General features: G+C 52.6%; 22 protein-coding genes and 3 tRNA genes. 12 read left to right on the top strand and 13 right to left on the bottom strand.

Features of this window, described 5'->3' with window-relative positions; genetic code table 11:
- Window positions 1-6 precede the first annotated feature (6 nt).
- From cpoB to pnuC, 6 genes are all read left to right on the top strand, one after another.
- Window positions 7-801, top strand: coding sequence for a cell division protein CpoB (gene cpoB, locus CWS43_RS13110; protein WP_101077368.1), 795 nt, complete (start codon window positions 7-9; stop codon window positions 799-801).
- A 197-nt stretch (window positions 802-998) separates the two neighbouring features.
- Window positions 999-1074 (top strand) — tRNA-Lys (locus CWS43_RS13105).
- A gap of 85 nt (window positions 1075-1159) precedes the next feature.
- Window positions 1160-1235: transfer RNA gene (locus CWS43_RS13100), tRNA-Lys, on the top strand.
- Between the two features lie 46 nt (window positions 1236-1281).
- Window positions 1282-1357 (top strand) — tRNA-Lys (locus CWS43_RS13095).
- A 305-nt stretch (window positions 1358-1662) separates the two neighbouring features.
- On the top strand, window positions 1663-2727 hold the full coding sequence (nadA, locus tag CWS43_RS13090; protein ID WP_101077367.1) for a quinolinate synthase NadA: 1065 nt from the start codon (window positions 1663-1665) through the stop codon (window positions 2725-2727).
- Between the two features lie 42 nt (window positions 2728-2769).
- Window positions 2770-3492, top strand: coding sequence for a nicotinamide riboside transporter PnuC (gene pnuC, locus CWS43_RS13085; RefSeq protein ID WP_101077410.1), 723 nt, complete (start codon window positions 2770-2772; stop codon window positions 3490-3492).
- Between the two features lie 65 nt (window positions 3493-3557).
- Here the strand turns inward: pnuC and zitB are convergent, their stop codons facing one another.
- Window positions 3558-4523, bottom strand: a complete 966-nt coding sequence (zitB, locus tag CWS43_RS13080) for a CDF family zinc transporter ZitB (RefSeq protein WP_101077366.1) — start codon at window positions 4521-4523, stop codon at window positions 3558-3560.
- 115 nt (window positions 4524-4638) lie between these two features.
- Window positions 4639-4968, bottom strand: coding sequence for a protein YbgS (locus CWS43_RS13075; RefSeq protein WP_101077365.1), 330 nt, complete (start codon window positions 4966-4968; stop codon window positions 4639-4641).
- A 200-nt stretch (window positions 4969-5168) separates the two neighbouring features.
- Between CWS43_RS13075 and aroG the strand changes: the two genes are divergently transcribed.
- Window positions 5169-6221, top strand: a complete 1053-nt coding sequence (aroG, locus tag CWS43_RS13070; RefSeq protein WP_101077364.1) for a 3-deoxy-7-phosphoheptulonate synthase AroG — start codon at window positions 5169-5171, stop codon at window positions 6219-6221.
- A gap of 66 nt (window positions 6222-6287) precedes the next feature.
- Here aroG and CWS43_RS13065 read toward each other — a convergent pair whose 3' ends face one another.
- The 8 genes from CWS43_RS13065 to CWS43_RS13030 all read right to left on the bottom strand — a co-directional run bounded on the left by CWS43_RS13065 (window position 6288) and on the right by CWS43_RS13030 (window position 13721).
- Window positions 6288-6758, bottom strand: a complete 471-nt coding sequence (locus tag CWS43_RS13065; protein WP_101077363.1) for a GNAT family N-acetyltransferase — start codon at window positions 6756-6758, stop codon at window positions 6288-6290.
- An 84-nt stretch (window positions 6759-6842) separates the two neighbouring features.
- Complete coding sequence (gene gpmA / locus CWS43_RS13060; protein ID WP_101077362.1) at window positions 6843-7595, bottom strand: 2,3-diphosphoglycerate-dependent phosphoglycerate mutase; 753 nt, start codon at window positions 7593-7595, stop codon at window positions 6843-6845.
- 206 nt (window positions 7596-7801) lie between these two features.
- Window positions 7802-8134 carry a PsiF family protein gene (locus CWS43_RS13055; protein WP_101077361.1) on the bottom strand — a complete coding sequence of 111 codons (333 nt, stop codon included), beginning with the start codon at window positions 8132-8134 and terminating at the stop codon, window positions 7802-7804.
- A 163-nt stretch (window positions 8135-8297) separates the two neighbouring features.
- Window positions 8298-9344 carry a galactose-1-epimerase gene (gene galM / locus CWS43_RS13050; protein WP_101077360.1) on the bottom strand — a complete coding sequence of 349 codons (1047 nt, stop codon included), beginning with the start codon at window positions 9342-9344 and terminating at the stop codon, window positions 8298-8300.
- Window positions 9338-10486 (bottom strand): galactokinase, encoded by a 1149-nt coding sequence (gene galK, locus CWS43_RS13045; RefSeq protein WP_101077359.1) that lies wholly within the window; start codon window positions 10484-10486, stop codon window positions 9338-9340. Before galK ends, galM begins: the two co-directional genes overlap by 7 nt.
- Window positions 10486-11535 (bottom strand): galactose-1-phosphate uridylyltransferase, encoded by a 1050-nt coding sequence (gene galT / locus CWS43_RS13040; protein WP_101077358.1) that lies wholly within the window; start codon window positions 11533-11535, stop codon window positions 10486-10488. The genes galK and galT overlap by 1 nt, the downstream gene beginning before the upstream one ends.
- Window positions 11536-11555: 20 nt before the next feature.
- A complete protein-coding gene (galE, locus tag CWS43_RS13035) occupies window positions 11556-12572 on the bottom strand; it encodes a UDP-glucose 4-epimerase GalE (RefSeq protein WP_101077357.1) in 1017 nt (338 codons plus the stop codon).
- 243 nt (window positions 12573-12815) lie between these two features.
- The gene (locus CWS43_RS13030) at window positions 12816-13721 is read right to left on the bottom strand and encodes a LysR substrate-binding domain-containing protein (protein ID WP_101077356.1); all 906 of its coding nucleotides are present in this window, start codon (window positions 13719-13721) and stop codon (window positions 12816-12818) included.
- A 137-nt stretch (window positions 13722-13858) separates the two neighbouring features.
- Here CWS43_RS13030 and CWS43_RS13025 point away from each other — a divergent pair, with 137 nt between their 5' ends.
- Entirely contained in the window at window positions 13859-14623 is a 765-nt protein-coding gene (locus CWS43_RS13025) for a hypothetical protein (protein ID WP_101077355.1), read from the top strand.
- Between the two features lie 33 nt (window positions 14624-14656).
- On the opposite strand, the gene modF is transcribed toward CWS43_RS13025, so the two are convergent.
- Window positions 14657-16123 carry a molybdate ABC transporter ATP-binding protein ModF gene (modF, locus tag CWS43_RS13020; protein WP_101077354.1) on the bottom strand — a complete coding sequence of 489 codons (1467 nt, stop codon included), beginning with the start codon at window positions 16121-16123 and terminating at the stop codon, window positions 14657-14659.
- Between the two features lie 129 nt (window positions 16124-16252).
- Window positions 16253-17035, bottom strand: coding sequence for a molybdenum-dependent transcriptional regulator (gene modE, locus CWS43_RS13015; RefSeq protein WP_101077353.1), 783 nt, complete (start codon window positions 17033-17035; stop codon window positions 16253-16255).
- A gap of 189 nt (window positions 17036-17224) precedes the next feature.
- Between modE and CWS43_RS13010 the strand changes: the two genes are divergently transcribed.
- The 4 genes from CWS43_RS13010 to modC all read left to right on the top strand — a co-directional run bounded on the left by CWS43_RS13010 (window position 17225) and on the right by modC (window position 20327).
- Window positions 17225-17380 (top strand): AcrZ family multidrug efflux pump-associated protein, encoded by a 156-nt coding sequence (locus CWS43_RS13010; protein WP_101077352.1) that lies wholly within the window; start codon window positions 17225-17227, stop codon window positions 17378-17380.
- Between the two features lie 188 nt (window positions 17381-17568).
- Window positions 17569-18342: a molybdate ABC transporter substrate-binding protein gene (gene modA, locus CWS43_RS13005; protein ID WP_101077351.1), complete on the top strand. Its 774-nt coding sequence runs from the start codon at window positions 17569-17571 to the stop codon at window positions 18340-18342.
- A gap of 232 nt (window positions 18343-18574) precedes the next feature.
- Window positions 18575-19264, top strand: coding sequence for a molybdate ABC transporter permease subunit (modB, locus tag CWS43_RS13000; RefSeq protein ID WP_101077350.1), 690 nt, complete (start codon window positions 18575-18577; stop codon window positions 19262-19264).
- Between the two features lies 1 nt (window position 19265).
- Window positions 19266-20327 carry a molybdenum ABC transporter ATP-binding protein ModC gene (gene modC, locus CWS43_RS12995; protein ID WP_101077349.1) on the top strand — a complete coding sequence of 354 codons (1062 nt, stop codon included), beginning with the start codon at window positions 19266-19268 and terminating at the stop codon, window positions 20325-20327.
- On the opposite strand, the gene CWS43_RS12990 is transcribed toward modC, so the two are convergent.
- Window positions 20324-20587, bottom strand: a complete 264-nt coding sequence (locus tag CWS43_RS12990) for a helix-turn-helix transcriptional regulator (RefSeq protein WP_101077348.1) — start codon at window positions 20585-20587, stop codon at window positions 20324-20326. The genes modC and CWS43_RS12990 overlap by 4 nt on opposite strands.
- Between the last annotated feature and the right edge of the window lie 74 nt (window positions 20588-20661).

Here is a 20661-nt window from a genome sequence, read left to right as displayed (position 1 = left end):
AGTCGCATGAGCAGTAACTTCAGAACTCACCTGTTGAGTCTGTCGTTACTGGTTGGCGTAGCGGTCCCATGGGCCGCTACTGCCCAAGCGCCAATCAGTGATGTCGGCTCAGGCTCGATTGAAGATCGGGTCACCTCTCTGGAGCGTATTTCTAACGCTCATAGCCAGCTATTAACTCAACTCCAGCAACAGCTTTCTGATACCCAGCGTGATATGGATACTCTCCGTGGCCAAATCCAGGAGAACCAATATCAGTTGAGCCAGCTTGCTGATCGCCAGAAGCAGATTTTTAATCAATTAGACAGCTTAAGCCAGGGCAATGCCGGAGCCGCCAGTACGGGGGCGGCAGCAGCCACAGGTGACGTGTCTGGTAATGCTGCGGCCGCAACGCCTGACGCAGGTGCTGCACAAGCTCCTGCAAGCACAGGCGATGTGAACAGCGACTATAACGCTGCTGTTTCGCTGGCGCTGGAAAAGAAACAATATGATGAGGCGATCGCTGCCTTTCAAAGTTTCGTCAAAAAATACCCTGATTCAACTTATCAGCCTAACGCGAACTACTGGTTAGGACAGTTGTATTACAACAAGGGTAATAAAGACGACGCTGCGTATTATTTTGCAGTTGTGGTCAAAAACTATCCTAAGTCCCCAAAAAGTTCTGACGCTATGTACAAGGTTGGGGTGATCATGCAAGAGAAAGGCCAGGCTGATAAAGCCAAAGCCGTCTTCGCGCAGGTCGTGAAACAATACCCAAATACCGATGCGGCAAAACAAGCTCAAAAACGTTTATCTGCAAAGTAGTTCTTCATTCAGGACCGGAAAATGTACATATCGTGCATTTTCTGGGCTTGGGTGTGTGAAAGACCAGCAGTTGAGCATCTTTGTGAAAATTAAAGTTGCACAGAAAAGTTAAATAAGTAATATATGCCGCCGTTGCCCAGACAACTCCAAACGGCTAACGCTGTCAGAGATTTAGGCAATTTGCAGTAGGTTTAGAAGGGCCGTTAGCTCAGTTGGTAGAGCAGTTGACTTTTAATCAATTGGTCGCTGGTTCGAATCCAGCACGGCCCACCACTTTTACAGTGGATCATCTAAACAAACAGGCAAGTGGCTTGCACACCAACTGCAAGACACAAAGGCAGTCAGAAGTATTCAGGAAGGGCCGTTAGCTCAGTTGGTAGAGCAGTTGACTTTTAATCAATTGGTCGCTGGTTCGAATCCAGCACGGCCCACCACTCTTTAAGTGGTAAGTCCTGAATAAGTAGTACAAAGCATTTAGATGGGCCGTTAGCTCAGTTGGTAGAGCAGTTGACTTTTAATCAATTGGTCGCTGGTTCGAATCCAGCACGGCCCACCACTTTTAAAGTGAGCCATCTAAATTGCAAAGATGTCTACTTCATCAAATTCAGAAAAAAAGCGCCTTTAGGCGCTTTTTTCGCATTCACGCCTCTGTATTTCTCACGTCATCTTAATCTTCCCTATCCGCAGAATCCCAAAACGCCTCTATTTTAAGTCCAGTAAACATTTAAAGCCTTAAGAACAAAATTTGGACGACTTACCTCGTTTTTTACGGTATTTTGTTTAGCATACAAAACCAGTGGTTTAATCTGTTAAACCGGCTGTGGCTTCCGGCGCAGTGCCTGACTGAATGAGATGAAGAGTATGAGCGAAACATTAGATCTGAATGCGACGGTATATCCTTTCCCGCCTAAACCCGCAGTTCTGAATGCAGACGAAAAGACCTTCTATAAAGAGAAGATTAAGAAACTGCTGAAAGAGCGCGATGCCGTGATGGTCGCGCATTATTACACTGATCCTGAAATCCAGGCGCTGGCAGAAGAGACCGGCGGTATCGTTGCGGATTCACTGGAGATGGCCCGTTTCGGCAGCCAGCATCCGGCGTCAACGCTGCTGGTGGCGGGTGTCCGGTTTATGGGGGAAACGGCCAAAATCCTCAGCCCTGAAAAAACGGTTCTGATGCCGACACTCAACGCGGAGTGCTCTCTGGACTTAGGTTGCCCGGAACAGGAATTCTCGGATTTCTGCGACAGCCACCCCGATCGCACCGTGGTGGTCTACGCTAATACCTCGGCGGCGGTAAAAGCGCGCGCTGACTGGGTCGTCACTTCAAGCATTGCGGTAGAATTGATTGAACATCTTGACAGTTTGGGTGAAAAAATCATCTGGGCTCCGGATCGTCATTTGGGAAATTACGTGCGTAAGCAGACGGGGGCGGATGTACTCTGCTGGCAGGGTGCCTGTATCGTCCATGACGAGTTTAAAACCCAGGCGCTGACCCGGATGAAAGGTTTGTACCCTGATGCGGCCATACTGGTGCATCCTGAGTCCCCTCAGGCGATCGTGGATATGGCTGATGCCGTCGGTTCAACCAGCCAGCTGATTCAGGCCGCGAAAACCCTGCCGCAAAAACAGCTTATTGTGGCTACGGATCGCGGTATTTTTTACAAAATGCAACAGGCGTGCCCGGATAAAGAATTGTTCGAAGCGCCGACAGCAGGCGAAGGCGCCAGTTGTCGCACCTGCGCACACTGCCCGTGGATGGCGATGAACGGCCTGAAGGCGATTGCAGAGGGGCTGGAACATGGCGGAGCAGAACATGCAATTGAAGTGGACGAAGCGCTGCGTGTGAAATCACTGATCCCGCTGAATCGTATGCTGGATTTCGCGGCACAACTTAAACTGAAAGCCCAGACTAAAGCGCTGTAACACTGAACCCCGTACCCGCCACAAAAAGGAAAGGATGTGATGATGGATTTTTTCAGTACCAGCAATATTCTGGTTCATATTCCTCTTGGGAAAGGAGGATATGATCTGTCGTGGATAGAAGCCGTCGGGACTGTTTTTGGTTTGCTTTGCATCTGGTATGCCAGCAAAGAAAAACTGATCAACTATCCGTTCGGCCTGGTCAACGTGACGTTGTTTGCGATTATCTTCTTCCAGATCCAGCTGTATGCCAGCTTGCTGCTTCAGGTGTTTTTCTTCGCCGCCAATATTTATGGCTGGTATGCCTGGAGCCGCCAGACAGCAGATCAGCAGGCAGAATTGCAGATCCGCTGGTTGCCGCGCGGCAAAGCGCTGCTGTGGGGCGTTATCTGCGTGGCAGGTATTGCGCTGATGACTTTCAATATTGACCGCGTATTTGCCGCGCTCACGCTGGTGGCGGTGAATGTGATGCAGGCGCTGGGGCTGAACGTCAACATGCCGGAGCTACAGCCTGATGCGTTCCCGTTCTGGGATTCATCCATGATGGTGCTGTCGATTATCGCGATGCTGCTGATGACGCGCAAATACGTTGAAAACTGGCTGCTGTGGGTGGTGATTGATGTCATCAGTGTGGCCATTTTTGCTTATCAGGGCGTTTATGCGATGGCGCTGGAATATGTGCTGTTGACGCTGATTGCCCTCAATGGCTCCTGGCTGTGGATCAAAAGTGCCCGGCAAAACGGTTCGCGGCCGTTGCAGAAAGCCTGATCTGCTCCCCATAAAAAACGCCTCTATTTCAGAGGCGTTTTGCATTGAGGCTCTGAACGACAAGATCAGTGATGATGAGCGTGGCTATGTCCGTGGTGATCGTGCCCATGATGATCGTGGCCAGTCACAGCAGCCGGAGCTTCGTTGATCTCACAGTCCGGGGTTTCACAGCGTCCGTACTCCATCTGAATGGTGGCATGGCCGATACGGCACTTGTCGAGTAAATGACGCTGGATACGGTCAAGCAGGGCGTCATGATCATGGGGCGGAACGACCTGTACATGCAGCGTCATCAGACGCTGTTCACCAATCTGCCAGACGTGAACGTGATGGACGTTACGTACTTCGGGAATGCTCATCGACAAATCTTTGCGCAGTTTATCAATATCAATTTCCTGCGGCGTCCCTTCAAGCAATTCATGGAAGCTCTCACGCATCAGCCGCCACGCATTGTTGAGTACTAAGCAGGAAACCAGCACCGACAGAATCGGGTCGATAGGCGTCCAGCCGGTGTACATGATGATCAGTGCCGCAGCCACGGCACCGATAGAACCCAGCAAATCACCTAAGACATGAAGCGCCGCAGCACGCACATTGATATTGGCTTTCTCTTCACCCTGATGCAGCAACCAGAACGCAAGAATATTGGCGAAGAGCCCCGCAATCGCAATCACCAGCATAGTTGTGCCCATGACAGGCTGAGGGCTGAAGAAACGGGCGATGGCCTCCCACACAATCAGTACAACGATCACTAGCAGTGCAGCCGCATTCACAAAAGCGGCCATCGTGGTCAGGCGTAAATAACCAAAAGTGTGCCGGGCGTTAGGTTTGCGTTTCGCGAAGCGTACGGCAAGCAGGGCGACCAGCAAGGCTGCTGCGTCGGTCAGCATGTGTCCGGCGTCGGCGAGCAAGGCCAGCGAACCGGAGATGAGGCCGCCAATCACTTCCGCAACCATGAAAATCACGGTAACCAGAAACGCCAGTAACAGCCGCCGGCCATTCTTATCCTGAGGTAATAAAGAGGAAGACATATAATTATTCACAAAAGGGATGAACAGAGATCAATACAATAACCTAATCATAACCTGTTGCAAGAAAGGGAGTTTGGAGGAACGGAGGTCCCTCCGGGTATGCCGTTCAGAGAGGCTAGTTAGCGGTATCTTTGGACTGGGTTGTCCCCGGCGTCTGATTCGGGCATCGACCATCTTTGCACATGGTTTTCTTGTGCTCTTTGGTTTTGCTCATATGGTGTTTCGTGGAATCGGTTTTGGTATTCACTTCATTAACCGGCTTGTCGGTATTGTTAATCTGATCGTTGCTCACGCTTTTAGGGGCGATTTTTTGAATCGAACCCGGGGAGTTGGACTGATTCGCCTGGCCATTGTTATCACTGGCCGTGGATTCACCGGCAGCGTAGGCCGCGCCGGTCGTCAACGCCATCGATGCGCTCAGTAACATGATTGCGAGCTTTTTCATAATGTCATCTCCATTGTTCAGTGAGGTCCGTGGTTGTTTTTCGTGTGTCATGTAAAAGCCTAGCTAATCAATTCATGTCTTAAATCAAAATGAGACTATTCGGAAGTGTAAAAGTAGATTTACACCAGAACCCAATACCGCTAGATTGAACGCGGTCAGCGTTTCGCTTTGTCACTTATGAACATCCGAATGGAACAGTTATGAATTATCAAAACGACGATTTACGCATCAAAGAAATTAAGGAACTTTTGCCACCTGTAGCGCTGCTGGAAAAGTTTCCCGCCACTGACAAAGCGGCAAAGACGGTGTCTCATGCACGCAATGCCATTCATAAGATCCTGAAAGGCAACGACGATCGCCTTCTGGTTGTCATCGGACCTTGCTCGATCAACGATCCTAAAGCCGCGAAAGAATACGCAGCACGTCTGCTGAAAATGCGTGAAGAGTTGCAGGGCGAGCTGGAAGTGGTCATGCGCGTTTACTTCGAAAAACCGCGTACGACGGTCGGCTGGAAAGGGCTGATCAACGACCCGCATATGAACAACAGCTACCAAATTAACGACGGTCTGCGCATCGCGCGCAAATTGTTACTTGATATTAATGATACTGGCCTGCCTGCGGCAGGTGAATTCCTGGACATGATCACGCCACAATATCTGGCGGATTTAATGAGCTGGGGCGCGATTGGCGCACGTACTACAGAATCTCAGGTTCACCGTGAGCTTTCCTCCGGTTTATCCTGCCCGGTGGGTTTCAAAAACGGCACAGACGGCACCATCAAAGTGGCGATCGACGCGATTAACGCAGCCGGTGCGCCGCACTGCTTCCTGTCTGTCACCAAATGGGGTCATTCCGCTATCGTTAACACCAGCGGAAACAACGACTGTCATATCATCCTGCGCGGCGGTAAAAAGCCAAACTATAGCGCTCAGGATGTATCGGAAGTGAAAGAAGGCCTAAAAAAAGGCGGCTTGCCAGCCCGTATCATGATCGACTTCAGCCATGCTAACAGCAGCAAGCAATTCAAAAAGCAGATGGAAGTCTGTGAAGACGTTTGCGGTCAGGTTGCCGGTGGCGAACAGGCGATTATGGGCGTGATGGTTGAAAGCCATCTGGTTGAAGGTAACCAGAGCCTCGACAGCGGTGAGCCGCTGGTTTACGGCCAGAGCGTGACCGATGCGTGCATCGGCTGGGAAGATACCGAAGTGCTGCTGCGCAATCTTGCAAACGCAGTTAAAGCACGTCGCGGCTAATCTGTCACAGCAAAGCTGAACTGAGCCCCGTTTATGCGGGGCTTTTTTTTAGCCAGAATATGTAGTTCACAATTCACAACGCATATCCATGCAACGCAGGCTGGCATTCGCCATTTCCGAGCGATAAATACTTTCCTTTATCAGACTGAATCCGTTTCGTTTGTAAAATTCAAAAGCATTGGGCGTGGACGACAGCGTCAGGGCAGAAAAACCCAGTTTTTTTGCTTCCGCTTTTATCGCATTGAGAATTTGCGTGGCGAGCCCTTTCCCTTCGAATCCGGGACGCGTGAAAATGGCTTCAACGCTTCCATTCTCAACATCAAGAAATCCTGTGGCGACCGGAAAACCATCATGCGCATCGGCAACAAAAAAAGGATTATGGGTAATCGCGTTCGGAAATCCTGCGGGCATCTGATCGGGTGTCCATGCCGTCAGGATTGATTCTGCGTAAGTCTGTTTGCATCCGTGGCGGATAGCCAGGTTCCTTATTTCCCACAGCTGCTCGGCTTCATGCGGTGATGCGCGTCTGACGGACATCGAACTCTCCTTACTGAAACCTGCAAAAAAGGCATGCTTACGCATGCCTTCTCACATTTTCTGAGTTTACTCAGAAAACGCCAATTACTTCGCTTTACCCTGGTTTGCCACGGCCGCTGCTTTCGCTGCGATTTCGTCGGCGTTACCCAGGTAGTAACGTTTGATTGGGTTGTAGTTTTCGTCGAATTCGTAAACCAGTGGAACACCCGTTGGGATATTCAATTCCAGAATTTCGTCTTCGCTCAGGTTATCCAGATATTTAACCAGTGCACGCAATGAGTTGCCGTGTGCTGCGATGATCACGCGTTCGCCGCTTGCGATGCGTGGTTTGATAACGTCAGTCCAGTAAGGGATAACGCGTTCGATGGTCAGCGCCAGGCTTTCGGTTGTTGGCAGTTCCGCTGCGGTCAATTTTGCATAACGCGGATCATGGCCCGGGAAGCGTTCGTCTGCACGATCTAATTCTGGTGGAGTCACGGCGAAGCCACGACGCCATTGTTTAACTTGCTCATCACCGTATTTCTGTGCGGTTTCTGCTTTATCCAGGCCCTGCAACGCGCCGTAATGACGTTCGTTCAGTTTCCAGGATTTCTCAACCGGCAGCCACGGCTGGTTCAGTTCGTCCAAAACGCTCCACAGGGTATGGATGGCACGTTTCAGCACGGAGGTGTAAGCGAAGTCAAATTGGAAGCCTTCGTCTTTCAGCAGTTGACCCGCAGCTTTTGCTTCAGTACGGCCCTTATCGGACAGTTCAACATCATGCCAGCCGGTAAAACGGTTTTCTTTGTTCCACTCACTTTCACCGTGACGTACCAGCACCAGTTTGGTTACAGCCATAGCTAAACTCCTCAGTTAACTGAATTTTCAATGATAACAATTATCATTATAGGGGCTTGGTATCACTGACAGCAATCTGTATGTACGCTGAAAACCGTCTTGTAATACCGTTTGAGAGTAAACATAACGAATTTGCTGCGGGGATGTAAAACAAAACGCGCAGACGGGCGTCTGAACCGCGCGTTTTGTGCAAAAGAAAAGCGTTTCTAGCTGGTTTTCTTCAGGCAGGTGCTCATGAAGGTCTTACGGGCATCACCTTTGAGTTCTTGTTTCGCGGCGTCCGCATTACAGGCTTTCATCTTCCTCTGCTGAGGATTCATTTTATCGTCAGTTTTGGCCTCGGCTTTCAGGCAATTGCTCATGAATTTTTTGCGCTCATCGCCTTTAAGCGATTGTGTGGTGGCCTGCTGATTACAGTCGGTCATTTTTTGACGTTGCGCGGTTTGGGCGGCAGAAGGGACTTTTACGGGGTCAGCGGCCAGTGCAGAACCCGCCGCACACAAAGTTGCCAGCAGGGATAACACAACGGGTAAACGCATAACAAACTCCTTATTGAACGTCCTTTTATGCAGGACACCTTCTAAGCGTAGATGCGGGTGAAGTCTTTAGCTGAAAAAGTGCAGATACAGATGCGCAGTAAGTCACAAATTTGCAGAAGTCAGAAAGAAAGAGGGACAGGATCGGGCGACCCTGTCCGGGGAATTACAGTGCGAAGAACTGGTACGTCGTGACGGATTTGTATGTCTGGCCCGGTTTTATCCAGCAGCTCGGCTGCGGCCAGGTTGCGTGGTTCGGGCTGTCCGGCAGGAATTCGCTTTCCAGCGCAACGCCGCTGTAACTGGCATATTCGCCGCCGCTGCGGTTTGGCGTACCACCGAGGAAGTTGCCACTATAAAGCTGCACAGCCGGTGCTGATGTGAACATCGTCATTTTCACTTTGCCATCGGCTGACCACAAATGTGCGGCTGGATTAGTGCCGGCATTGCAGGTGCGGTTCAGCAGATACGCGTGGTCATATCCTTTCACTCGCTGCTGATCGCGATCGCTGAGGAAATCCTTAGCCAGCGTTTTTGGCGCATTGAAGTTCATGCCGGTGTTTTCAACGGGTGTCGGATCGGCGCACGGGATCCCGTCGCTGTCGACCGGCAGGAAACGGTCAGCAAACAGTTGCAGTTTATGTTGGCGCGCATCAGTGCCTTCGCCGTCGAGATTGAAATAAGCGTGATTGGTCAGATTGACGGGGCACAGCTTATCCACCGTCGCTTCGTAGCGAATCTCCAGACGGTTATCGTCGGTCAGCTGATAATGCACTTTCGCCGTCATATTGCCCGGATAGCCCTGATCGCCGTCGGCAGAAAACAGCCCGAACGTCACCTTTTGCGCGGCCTGTTCAAGAGTTTTCCAGCGGCGCGCATGGAAGCCTTCCGGCCCGCCGTGCAACTGATGTACGCCCTGATTGGCGACGACTCTATGCAATTTACCCTCAATCTCAAACTGCGAGCGGGCAATGCGGTTGGCGTAGCGCCCGACGGTCGCGCCCAGATAGGCGCTTTGATTCATATAGTCATGCGGTGTCTGACAGCCGAGCAGCAGTTCGCGGCTCGGGCCGTCTGCCAGCGGCAGGGTGAAGGATAACCAGGTCGCGCCCCAGTCCATGAATGTGGCGGTTGCGCCCGCCGCATTCTGTAGCGTCACCTGTTCAAACGGCTGGCCATCGGGCGCCAGCTGTGTGTTTTCAGGTTTTAACATATGCCAGCCCCCTGAGAAGCGGTGCAAACGTAGAAGGTTTCTTTCAGGCCGCTGTAGGCGTGGTATTGCTGCTCAACGGCGTGACGGACTTTTTCCACTATTTCTGTTGGTACGAGTGCCACGATACAGCCGCCGAAGCCGCCGCCGGTCATGCGCACGCCACCTTTATCGCCAATCACTTCTTTGACGATTTCGACCAGTTTGTCGATTTGCGGAACGGTGATTTCAAAATCATCGCGCATGGAAGCGTGAGATTCCGCCATCAGTTCGCCCATGCGTTTCAGGTCGCCACTGGCCAGAGCGTCAGCCGCTGCCAGAGTACGATCGTTTTCAGTGATTACGTGACGCGCACGGCGTGCAACCACCGGGTCCAGCTCGTCCTGAATGGAGAAGAACAGGGCAGGGTCTACGTCGCGCAACGCTTTCACGCCGAAGAAGCGCGCGGCTACTTCACACTGTTCGCGACGCGCGTTGTATTCACTGTCAACCAGACCGCGTTTCACGTTGGAATTGATGATGACCACCGCCGCGTTTTCCGGCATCGACACCGCGCGGGTTTCCAGCGAACGGCAGTCGATCAAAAGTGAGTGGTTTTCTTTACCGAGGGCAGAAATCAGCTGATCCATAATCCCGCAGTTACAACCGACGAACTGGTTTTCTGCTTCCTGGCCGTTCAGCGCCAGCGCTACGCCGTCCAGCGGTAAATCATAAAGAGATTTCAGCGCCTGACCGACGGCCACTTCCAGAGATGCAGAGGAGCTCAGCCCTGCGCCCTGAGGCACATTGCCGCTGATGACCATATCTGCGCCGGAGAAATCTTTGTTACGCAGCATCAGATGTTTCACCACGCCACGCACGTAGTTAGCCCACGGATGCGCATCGCTGTGCAGAATCGGCTCGTCGAGAGAGAAGGTATCTTCGTCATTATCGTAATCGGCGGCGATCACGCGGATCACACGGTCATTGCGCTGTGCGCAGGCGATCACCGTTTCATAATCGATGGCGCAGGGCAATACGAAACCGTCGTTGTAATCAGTATGTTCACCAATCAGGTTAACGCGACCCGGCGCTTTGATGGTGATCGTGGCTGGGTAGCCGAATTTATCGGCAAAGATTTCCAGGGTTTTGGTTTTCAATTTCATTATTGTTCTCCGGCTTCACGATAGTGGATATCACTCACCGCCCGCAGCCGCTCGGCAGCTTGTTCCGCCGTCAGGTCGCGTTGGGTCTCAGCCAGCATTTCGTAGCCGACCATAAATTTGCGAACCGTGGCCGAACGCAGCAACGGCGGGTAGAAATGCGCATGCAACTGCCAGTGCTCGTGGTCGCCTTCGGTAAACGGCGCGCCGTGCCAGCCCATGGAATACGGGAAAGAGCACTGGAACAGATTGTCATAGCGGCTGGTCAGCTTTTTCAGCGCCAGCGCTAAATCACTGCGCTGAGCATCGGTCAGCCCGGTAATGCGCTTAACGTGAACTTTTGGCAGCAGCAGCGTTTCGAACGGCCACGCCGCCCAGTAAGGCACTACCGCCAGCCAGTGTTCAGTTTCAACCACCGTTCGGCTGCCGTCGGCCAGCTCGCGCTGCACGTAATCCACCAGCATTGGCGAACCCTGCTCGTCGAGATAAGTGCGTTGCAGACGGTCTTCGCGCTCGGCTTCATTAGGCAGGAAACTGTTCGCCCAAATCTGGCCATGCGGATGCGGGTTAGAGCATCCCATTGCCGCGCCTTTATTCTCAAAAACCTGCACCCACGGATAGGTTTTCCCTAAATCCGCGCTTTGCTCCTGCCAGGTTTTGACGATTTCCGTCAGGGCTTCTACGGAAAGCTGCGGCAGCGTTTTGCTGTGATCCGGCGAGAAACAGATAACCCGGCTGGTGCCGCGTGCGCTCTGAACCCGCATCAGCGGGTCATCGTTTTCCGGCGCAAACGGCGTGTCCGGCATCAGCGCCGCGTAATCGTTGGTGAACACGAAAGTGCCGGTGTATTTCGGGTTCACATCGCCGGTTACGCGGGTATTGCCCGGGCAGAGGAAACAATCCGGATCGTGCGAAGGCAAAACCTCCTGCGAAACGGCTTCCTGCTGGCCCTGCCACGGCCGCTTGGCCCGGTGCGGGCTCACTAAAATCCACTGATCGGTCAGCGGATTGTAGCGGCGATGTGGGTGATCAATCGGGTTAAACGTCGTCATAAACTTTCCTTAATCCTCCCTTAATCCGGGTAGCCTTGCGGGTTTTTCGATTGCCACAGCCAGGTGTCATTAGCCATGTCTTCCAGCGTGCGTGTCACTTTCCAGTTGAGCTCTTTGGCCGCTTTTGACGGGTCAGCCCAGTACGCAGGCAGGTCGCCTTCACGTCGTGGGGCAAACTTATAGTTCACCGGTTTGCCACAGGCTTTGCTGAAGGCTTCAATCACTTCCAGAACGCTCTGGCCGAACCCTGCGCCGAGGTTGTAAATGTGTACGCCCGCTTTGTTGTGCAGGGTTTTCATTGCGGCGATATGGCCGTCGGCCAGATCGACTACGTGGATGTAATCGCGAACGCCGGTGCCGTCAGGCGTCGGATAATCGTTACCGAATACCGCCACAGATTCGCGGCGACCCACGGCCACCTGAGCAATAAACGGCATCAGGTTATTGGGCACGCCCTGCGGATCCTCACCCATCAGACCCGACGGATGCGCACCAACCGGGTTGAAATAGCGCAGCAGGGTAATGCTCCACTCCGGTTCTGCACGTTGCACGTCTTCGAGAATTTGCTCGACCATCAGTTTGCTGCGGCCATAAGGGCTGGAAGGGTTACCGGTCGGGAAATCTTCGACATACGGCGTTTTTGGCTGATCGCCATACACCGTGGCAGACGAACTGAAAATCAGGTCTTTAACGCCCGCGGCGCGCATTGCTTCAATCAGCACCAGCGTGCCGGAGACATTGTTGTCGTAATACGCCAGCGGTTTGGCGACAGATTCCCCAACGGCTTTCCAGCCCGCGAAATGAATGACGGAGTGAATGGGGTGTTCGCTGAAGATCTTATCGAGGAGTGCGCGGTCGCGGATATCACCTTCATAGAACAGCGGTGTTTTGCCGGTCAGCGTATTGATACGCTCCAGAACGCTGACTTTACTATTGTGAAGGTTATCCAGAATGATTGGCGTATAGCCCGCATCAATCAGTTGCACGCATGTATGGCTACCAATGTAACCGCTACCACCTGTGACTAAGACGTACATAATCGCTCCTCGATGATTATCATGATGCAACGATAACACGCTGCAAGGCTGAAAAAGGTGATCCATCCCCAATAAAATGGAATCGCTTACACAAACAGTTTATCACCTTTTAATACGGCCAGACAGGTGCCCCAGGCGGTGCGGAAAATCTGCTTCAGTCCGCCGGAACCCAGAAATATCGCTTAGTGTAATCGCTTACATTTTATGGTGTGATTTATCCGCAGCAGGTTTTCGCCGTATTTTTCAGACTACAGCCGAAGGAAACGCCGACATTTTATCCAGCAACCAGTGACGCAGAATCACAATATCGTCACGCCCGCTTTTCTCTTTGGTGGTCACCAGATAATAATTTGCACCGGGAAGATGATGCGGGAAAGGAACGGTGAGGATGCCTTTTTCAATGAAATCCCGGGCCAGCAAACTGCTGACAATCGCCACGCCTTGCCCGGCAATGGCAGCCTGAATTGCGTGAGTTTCGTCGGTAAAACGCAACCCGTTGTCGGTGTTGAGGTCACTCGGGCCGAAGTGCGCCCGCCAGTTTTCCCAGTCCGGCGAAGGGAGGGGGATGTGACGATTTTCAACATGAAACAGCGTCACGCCCGTCAGGTCTGCCAGAGTTTTCAACGCCAGCGCCGGGCTGGCGACCAGGATAAACGTGTCGCGATACAGCAATGTGGGATCCAGCGATTCATCGGCGGCCTCGCTGTAACGGATCGCCACATCCACGGTATTACGCGTTAAATCCACCAGCTCAATGCCGGTGTGCAGCCGTAAATCCATCGATGGTGCCGCCTGCTTTAAATCCGCCAGACGCGGAACCAGCCAGTGCGTCAGAAAATTCGAGGTGGTGGTCAGCGTCAGCGCAGGCGGTAATCCGGCGTGATGAATTTCCTCCACGGCAGCCTGCAAACCGGCAAAAGCCTGACGCGTCGCCTGCTGCAAAATATGCCCGGCGGCGGTCAGTTTTACCTCACGGGCGTTGCGTTCAAAAACGGCGGTGCCCAGCGCCTCTTCCAGAACACGGATCTGGTGGCTGATGGCCGTGGCCGTCACGCCGATTTCTTCGGCAGCGCGTTTAAAGCTGGCCTGTTGCGCCACCGCGTCGAACGCTCTCAGTGAACCCAGAGGTGGCAAGCGGATTTTTTTCATGATGAGTTATTTTCATTCGTGGCTGAAATCTATGACTTTGAGTCTCCTAAAATAAGCGGTGTAAGCTCCTTTATCAACATGATAAGGATGAATAATGTTCATCCTGATATCACAAGGTTTCGATCAAGGAGTTCTGTATGTCTGCCATTAATTTCCGGGTGCCTGCGCTGGCATTTTCACTCGGCGTTTTATTTATACTGTCACTGAGCCTCACGCTGTTGGGGGTGGCGCATCAGGGGCTGGAGACGCCGCTCACGCACGGCTTAGCGGGCGCGGCGGCTATTTTCTTCATGTTGTTTATGATCAGCGAACGCTACAACCCGCACCCGCTTTTACCGCAGCCCCTGCGGGTTTGCACCGAATTACAGATCAGTCTCTGGACCAGCGTTTTCTTTGCCGCCCTTTGCGTACCGGCTTTCTTCCTGCTGGCGTTGCTGCTGAAAAACAGTTACGGGTTCGGTTTGCTGCAAATCCTCCTGAGCTTTGCCCTGATTTTGCTGATGGTCCGGGCGGGCCATGCGCTGGGTGAAAAGCTTCAGGTTGCACTCACCCATGATAAACGTCTGCTTTTGGGCTTTACGCTGGCCGCTGCCGGAACCGGTATTATTGCAGCCATGCAGGAAGGCTGTGCATTCTGGCTGGCGCCGGTGCCCGCGATGGTCATCAGCGGCCTCGGGCTCGGGATGGTGAATCACGCCAGAAAGGTCAGGTTACAGGTGATTGCAGCGCAGGGAAGGTGGCTCAACGGCGTGGCGCTCATCGCCAGCACCGTGGTTTCACTGGCGCTGCTGACAATGATAGTGACGATTTACTCCGGTTACCTGGGGCTGGAAAACGGGTTCACGCTGCTGGGGATTTTTGCCCTGGCAGGCATGGTGGTGGCGCTGATGGCGGAAGCGTAAACCGCCATCAGCCGACCGGAAGCGGGGCAAGAATCAGAGTGCGTCAATCTGATAACGGTAGATATCGCCTTCAGGGACAAAACCCAGACGGTGCGTAATGCACTCCGGCGCATCTTCCGCGTGATGCGAAACAAACAGCAATTGTGTGTCGCCTTCACCAATCAGAATATCGACGAAACGGCGCACCAGCTGGCGGTTAATCGGATCCAACCCCTGCAACGGCTCGTCGAGGATCAGCAGCGCCGGATGTTTCACCAGCGCACGGGCAATCAGTGCCAGACGCTGTTGTCCCCACGACAGGCTGTGGAACGGTGTATCACCGGCATTGCCGCCGAGGCCGAGCAATTCCAGCCACTGGTTAGTGAGAAATCTCTGACGGTCAGAAACCGCCTGATAAATGCCAATCGAATCGAAGAATCCGGAGGTGATCACGTTGCGGACGCTGGTACTGACGCGGTAATCCAGATGCAGGCTGCTGCTGACATAACCGATATGACGCTTGATGTCCCAGATGGTTTCGCCGCTGCCGCGCCGGCGGCCAAACAGCGTCAGATCGTTACTGTAGCCCTGCGCGTGGTCGCCGGTGATCAGGCTGAGCAGCGTCGATTTCCCCGCGCCATTCTGCCCGGTGATCTGCCAGTGCTGACCGTGATCGACCTGCCAGCTTAAATTGTGCAGGATCGGTTTATCGTTGTATTGCACCACGCCATCGCGCAGGACGATCAGCGGGGAATCCTGTGGCGGCGTAACGCGCATCGTTGGATCTTCTGCTTCCGGCACGGCCATACCGTTCAGGCTTTCGCTGTGCGCCAGCTGTGCGACCAGCGCATCGGCCATCACCTGCTCACGCGGGCCAACGGAGGCCAGCGTACAATCTGCCAGAACGCCGACGTTTTGCACAAATGACGGAATATCATCGAAGCGGTTAAGCACGAGGACCATCGTCTGGCCTTCGCCGGAAAGGCTTTCCAGCAACTGCGCCAGCTGCGCGCGGGCATTGACGTCGAGCCCGTCGAAGGGTTCGTCAAGCACCAGTAAATCAGGTTTTTGCATCAGCGCCTGACATAACAGCGTTTTGCGGGTTTCGCCGGTGGATAAATATTTAAACCGGCGATCGAGTAATTTTTCGAGCCCAAACTGTGCGGCAAGGGCGGCGCAACGGGCGGGATCGCGTACTGCATCCTGAATGATTTCTGCCGTCGTCCGGCCGGTATCGTCTTCCCCTTCACTCAGTAAATCGGTGTTATTGCGCTGCCATTCATCCGCGACCAGCTTCTGGAGTTGCTCGAATGAAAGGCGAACGATGTGCGGAAAACTGTTTTCGCGCGTGCCTTTTAGCAGCGTTAGATCACCTGCCAGAGCTCGTGCCAGTGCGGATTTACCGCTGCCATTCGAACCGACGAATGCCCAGCTGTCGGACGGATGAATACTGAGATCGGAAAGTGCGAGGGTTCGGGTATCGCTGAGGCGAAAAACGCCTTGCGAGATATGCAACGACATTCTGCTATCCCTTTGAATTTATCTTTTGATTGATAAATTAAGGGATAAGCGTTGCACTCTCTCAAGTCAATTGACAATTCTGCAAAATGAAAACGCTTATTCTGCAAGATATTGATTAAGAATATTTTTTTAACATAAGGTGGCGATGATGACTTTGTCATCATCAAACTGTGCAAAGACCATCTGGCCCATTTTCAGCGCCAGGTTGTCGATGTCGCTGTTGGGAACCGTCGCGCACAGCGTTTCGCTGCTCAGCAATCTCATCAGCACTTCACTGTTACTTTTACCACGCTGGATACTGGTGACTTCACCTTGCAGGGCGTTGTGCGTGTTTTCGGCGCTGAAACCCAGGGTTATCCACGGTGCCTTGATCAATACCAGCACCTCTTTCCCCGGTGCCAGTGCCAGACGATCGGCACTTTGCTCCGTAATCGCGGCACGGATTTGCGTTTTACCGTCGGCCAGCATGATGTCGATATGCTGCTGAACGCTGCTCTGACCCCGTTCAACCACATTTCCAAAAAACTGATTACGGGCGCTGGTTTGCAGTGAAAAGCGTGAAATAGCCGCCAGCAAACTATCAAGTGGCAGGGAGTCTTCCTTCAGTACATCAAAGGCTTTTTGCTGAATTTGAGCCAGCAATTCATAAAGCTGGATCAGGCGCTCGCCATACGGCGTCAGCACAGCGCCACCGCCGCCTTTGCCCCCGGTACTGCGCTCTACCAGCGTCTGGTCGGCAAGCTGGTTCATTTCATTAATCGCATCCCAGGCGCTTTTATAGCTGATATTAGCGAGCTTCGCCCCCTGGCTGATGGAGCCGGTGTGGCGCACTTGTCGCAGTAATTCGATACGGCGCGGGTCGGCGAACAAACGTTGCTGGAGCTTCAGGGTTAAGAGAATTTCGGCTTGCATTGCAGCTTCCTTATTAGAATCATTCCTTCATTGTCGCCGTTAAACCTGCAGGCAGGCAAGTTGGCTAAATGCTAAAGTAATTACAGTCCCGTGCTGTTATTATCCACAACAGTTTGATTTTACGTTTTGACTTCAGGTGTGAAGTCCAACATCGCTTTAGAGCGGTTAAGCCAGTCAAGTGAGGCTATCATGTTAGAGCTATTAGAAAGTTTGATTTTCGCTGCCATCATGGTACCGATCTTCATCGCTGTGATCCTGGGCCTGATCTGGGGGCTGGGCGAAGTGTTCAACGTTATTTCCAAAGTGGGTCATTCTAAAGAGTCCCGTAATACACCTCATTACTGAAAATGAGATGCCTGCTTTCAGAACCCGGCCCCGTGCCGGGTTTTCTTTTTTCAGCCGATTTTCTGGCGACAGATCAATAAACTCAAGTTCTTCAAACGCCTGCTAAATAAATCTGGTGACAAGGCTTTTCCTTACGCTGTATTGTTTTATACATAACGAACACAATACCTAACTGGCGAGGAGAACCAATGAATTACTCATGGGGCAAAGTACTGACAGCAACTGTTTTGATTGCAGGTGTGGGTACTCAGGCGCAGGCAGCAGAAAAAATCACGGTTTTTGCCGCGGCGTCACTCACTAACGCATTACAGGAAATCGCATCTGACTATCAGAAAGAAAAAGGCGTTCAGGTTGTCTCGTCTTTCGCTTCCTCATCCACGCTGGCTCGCCAGATTGAGCAGGGCGCGCCTGCCGATATGTTCATTTCTGCCGATCAGCAGTGGATGGATTACGCCATCAGCAAACAGCAGATGGTAGATAATACGCGTTACACTTTGCTGGGTAATGAACTGGTACTGATTGCGGCGACCAGCAGTAAAATCGACAAAGTGGATATCTCTGAAAAAACGCAGTGGACTCAGCTTATCGGCGACAGCCGTCTGGCGGTGGGCGATCCGGATCATGTCCCGGCGGGTATTTATGCCAAAGAGGCCCTGCAAAAACTCGGAGCCTGGACCACGCTGGAGCCTAAACTGGCGCGTGCAAGTGACGTTCGCGCGGCGATGGCTCTGGTCGAACGTGAAGAATCCCCGATTGGGATCGTTTATGGCTCTGACGCAGTTGCCAGCAAAAAAGTGAAAGTGGTGGGTATTTTCCCTGCATCGAGCCACAAACCGGTTGAGTATCCGATGGCGATTGTTAAAGGCCATGAAAATGCGACCGTGAGTGGTTTTTATGATTATCTGAAAACGCCTGCGGCTGCTGAAATCTTCAAGAAATACGGTTTCACACCGCGCGGTTAATCCGTTTATCGCCGAAATCTCAAAGCCATCCCTCCGGGGATGGCTTCATATTTGCCCCACGTTGTGATGTCATACTAAAGCGCTGATCACTTTCGTGATATCGCTGGTGCCACATGCAAAATGCTCTGAATACCCAATCTCGGGGCGCTCCTCGCTGCTGATTAAAGGCTTTACCTTTTTTGCCGATATTTTATCTTTAGCTGCACATTTACTTCAGGATTAACGAGCCGACATGATGTTGAGTGAATATGAGTGGCAGGCGGTATTTCTTAGTCTGAAAGTATCGAGCCTGGCCGTAGTTTGCAGTCTGCCGCTTGGTATTCTGATGGCGTGGATCCTGGTCCGCTGCCGTTTTCCCGGCAAATCCCTGCTTGACAGCATTATCCATTTACCTCTGGTGCTGCCGCCAGTGGTGATAGGCTATTTGCTGCTGGTGGTCATGGGGCGACGCGGCGTTGTCGGGCAGTGGCTCTATAACTGGTTCGGCTTCAGTTTCAGTTTTAGCTGGCACGGTGCCGTGCTGGCGTCTGCCGTTGTGGCATTCCCGCTGATGGTGAGGGCGATACGCCAGTCGCTGGAGACCGTTGATCCCAAACTTGAACTCGCTGCCCGTACGCTGGGCGCTTCGCCGTGGCGGGTCTTTTTTACGATCACCTTACCGCTGTCGGTTCCGGGTGTGATTGTCGGTATCGTGCTGTCGTTTGCCCGCTCTCTGGGCGAGTTTGGCGCAACGATTACTTTTGTGTCGAACATTCCGGGCGAAACCCGCACCATCCCGCTGGCGATGTATACCCTGATTGAAACTCCGGGCGCAGAAGGTGCCGCAGCACGGCTTTGCGTGCTGGCTATTTTGCTGTCTCTGGCAGCGTTATTGATTTCTGACTGGCTGGCGAAACGCAGCCGTATCCGGCTGGGAGGCTGAAATGCTTGAACTCGATTTCAGTCAAAAACTGGGGACTCTCGATTTAGAGGTGGCGCAGACATTACCTGCGCAGGGGATCACGGCAATCTTTGGTCTGTCTGGTGCAGGAAAAACGTCACTGATTAACGCGATTGGTGGGCTGACGAAACCGGACTCTGGCCGCATTACGCTAAATGGACGTATCTTATCAGACACCCAAAATAATATATTTCTGCCACCGGAAAAGCGCCGTGTCGGCTATGTGTTTCAGGATGCCCGCCTGTTTCCGCATTATCGGGTAAAAGGTAATTTGCAATATGGCATGGCCCCGGCGATGCGTGGTCAGTTCGACGCTATTGTTCGTCTGCTGGGGATCGGGCCTTTGCTTGATCGTTTCCCGCTCACGTTATCGGGTGGCGAAAAACAGCGCGTGGCGATTGGCCGTGCGCTGCTGACTGCGCCTGAAATTTTACTGATGGATGAACCGCTGGCCGCGCTGGATATTCCGCGTAAACGCGAGTTAATGCCGTATCTGGAGCGTCTGGCGCAGGAAGTCAGCATTCCGATTTTGTATGTGACGCACAGCCTGGATGAGATTCTGCGTCTGGCGGAAAAAGTGCTGGTGCTGGATGCGGGGAAAGTGCTGGCGATGGGCGCGCTGGAGGAAGTGTGGGCGAGCAACGTCATGCGTCCGTGGCTGCCTAAAGAAGAACAAAGCAGCGTGCTGAATGTCAGCGTACTGGAACACCATCCACGTTATGAAATGACCGCGCTGGCCATTGGCGATCAACGTTTGTGGATCAGTAAAGTGGATGAAGCACCCGGCACAGCGCTGCGCATCCGCGTGAATTCCACCGACGTTTCGCTGGTTCTGCAACCGACCGCCAATAACAGCAGCATTCGCAACATTTTACCCGCCAAAGTGCTGGAATGTCTGGATGTCGGTAATCAGGTAGAGGTGAAGCTGGCGATGGCGGATCACATTATCTGGGCGCGTATCACGCCCTGGGCACGCGATGAACTGATGGTTCGCGCCGGGCAATGGTTGTATGCGCAGATCAAAAGTGTCTCTGTAAACCGCTAATCTTTAGGCGTTTTGAAGGCTTCGTAAAGTGCCAGTACCTGTTCTGCAAACTCGTCATCAATGATGTAGAAATAGCATTCCGGCACATTCAGTACGCGGGCGAAATGGCACATGGTGTCGAAGTTCGGGCTGTATGTGCCGCTTTCATATTGCGAGACGCGTGAACGCGCGGTGCTCTCGTCAATTCCAGCCAGAACTCCCAGTTTTTCCTGTGTCAGTTTAGCTTTGGTTCGTGCATATTTCAGTCGATATGGGATCATCTTCAATAACCATGAAAACAGTATTGACGTTATGTTTAGCATCACTTAACATAATTGTTGTTTAGAGTTACTGG

This window comes from Rahnella sp. AA, assembly GCF_002834385.1.
Taxonomy (GTDB): domain Bacteria; phylum Pseudomonadota; class Gammaproteobacteria; order Enterobacterales; family Enterobacteriaceae; genus Rahnella.
Note: the sequence above shows the minus strand (reverse complement) of the source record. Positions and strands in the feature narration are given on the sequence as shown.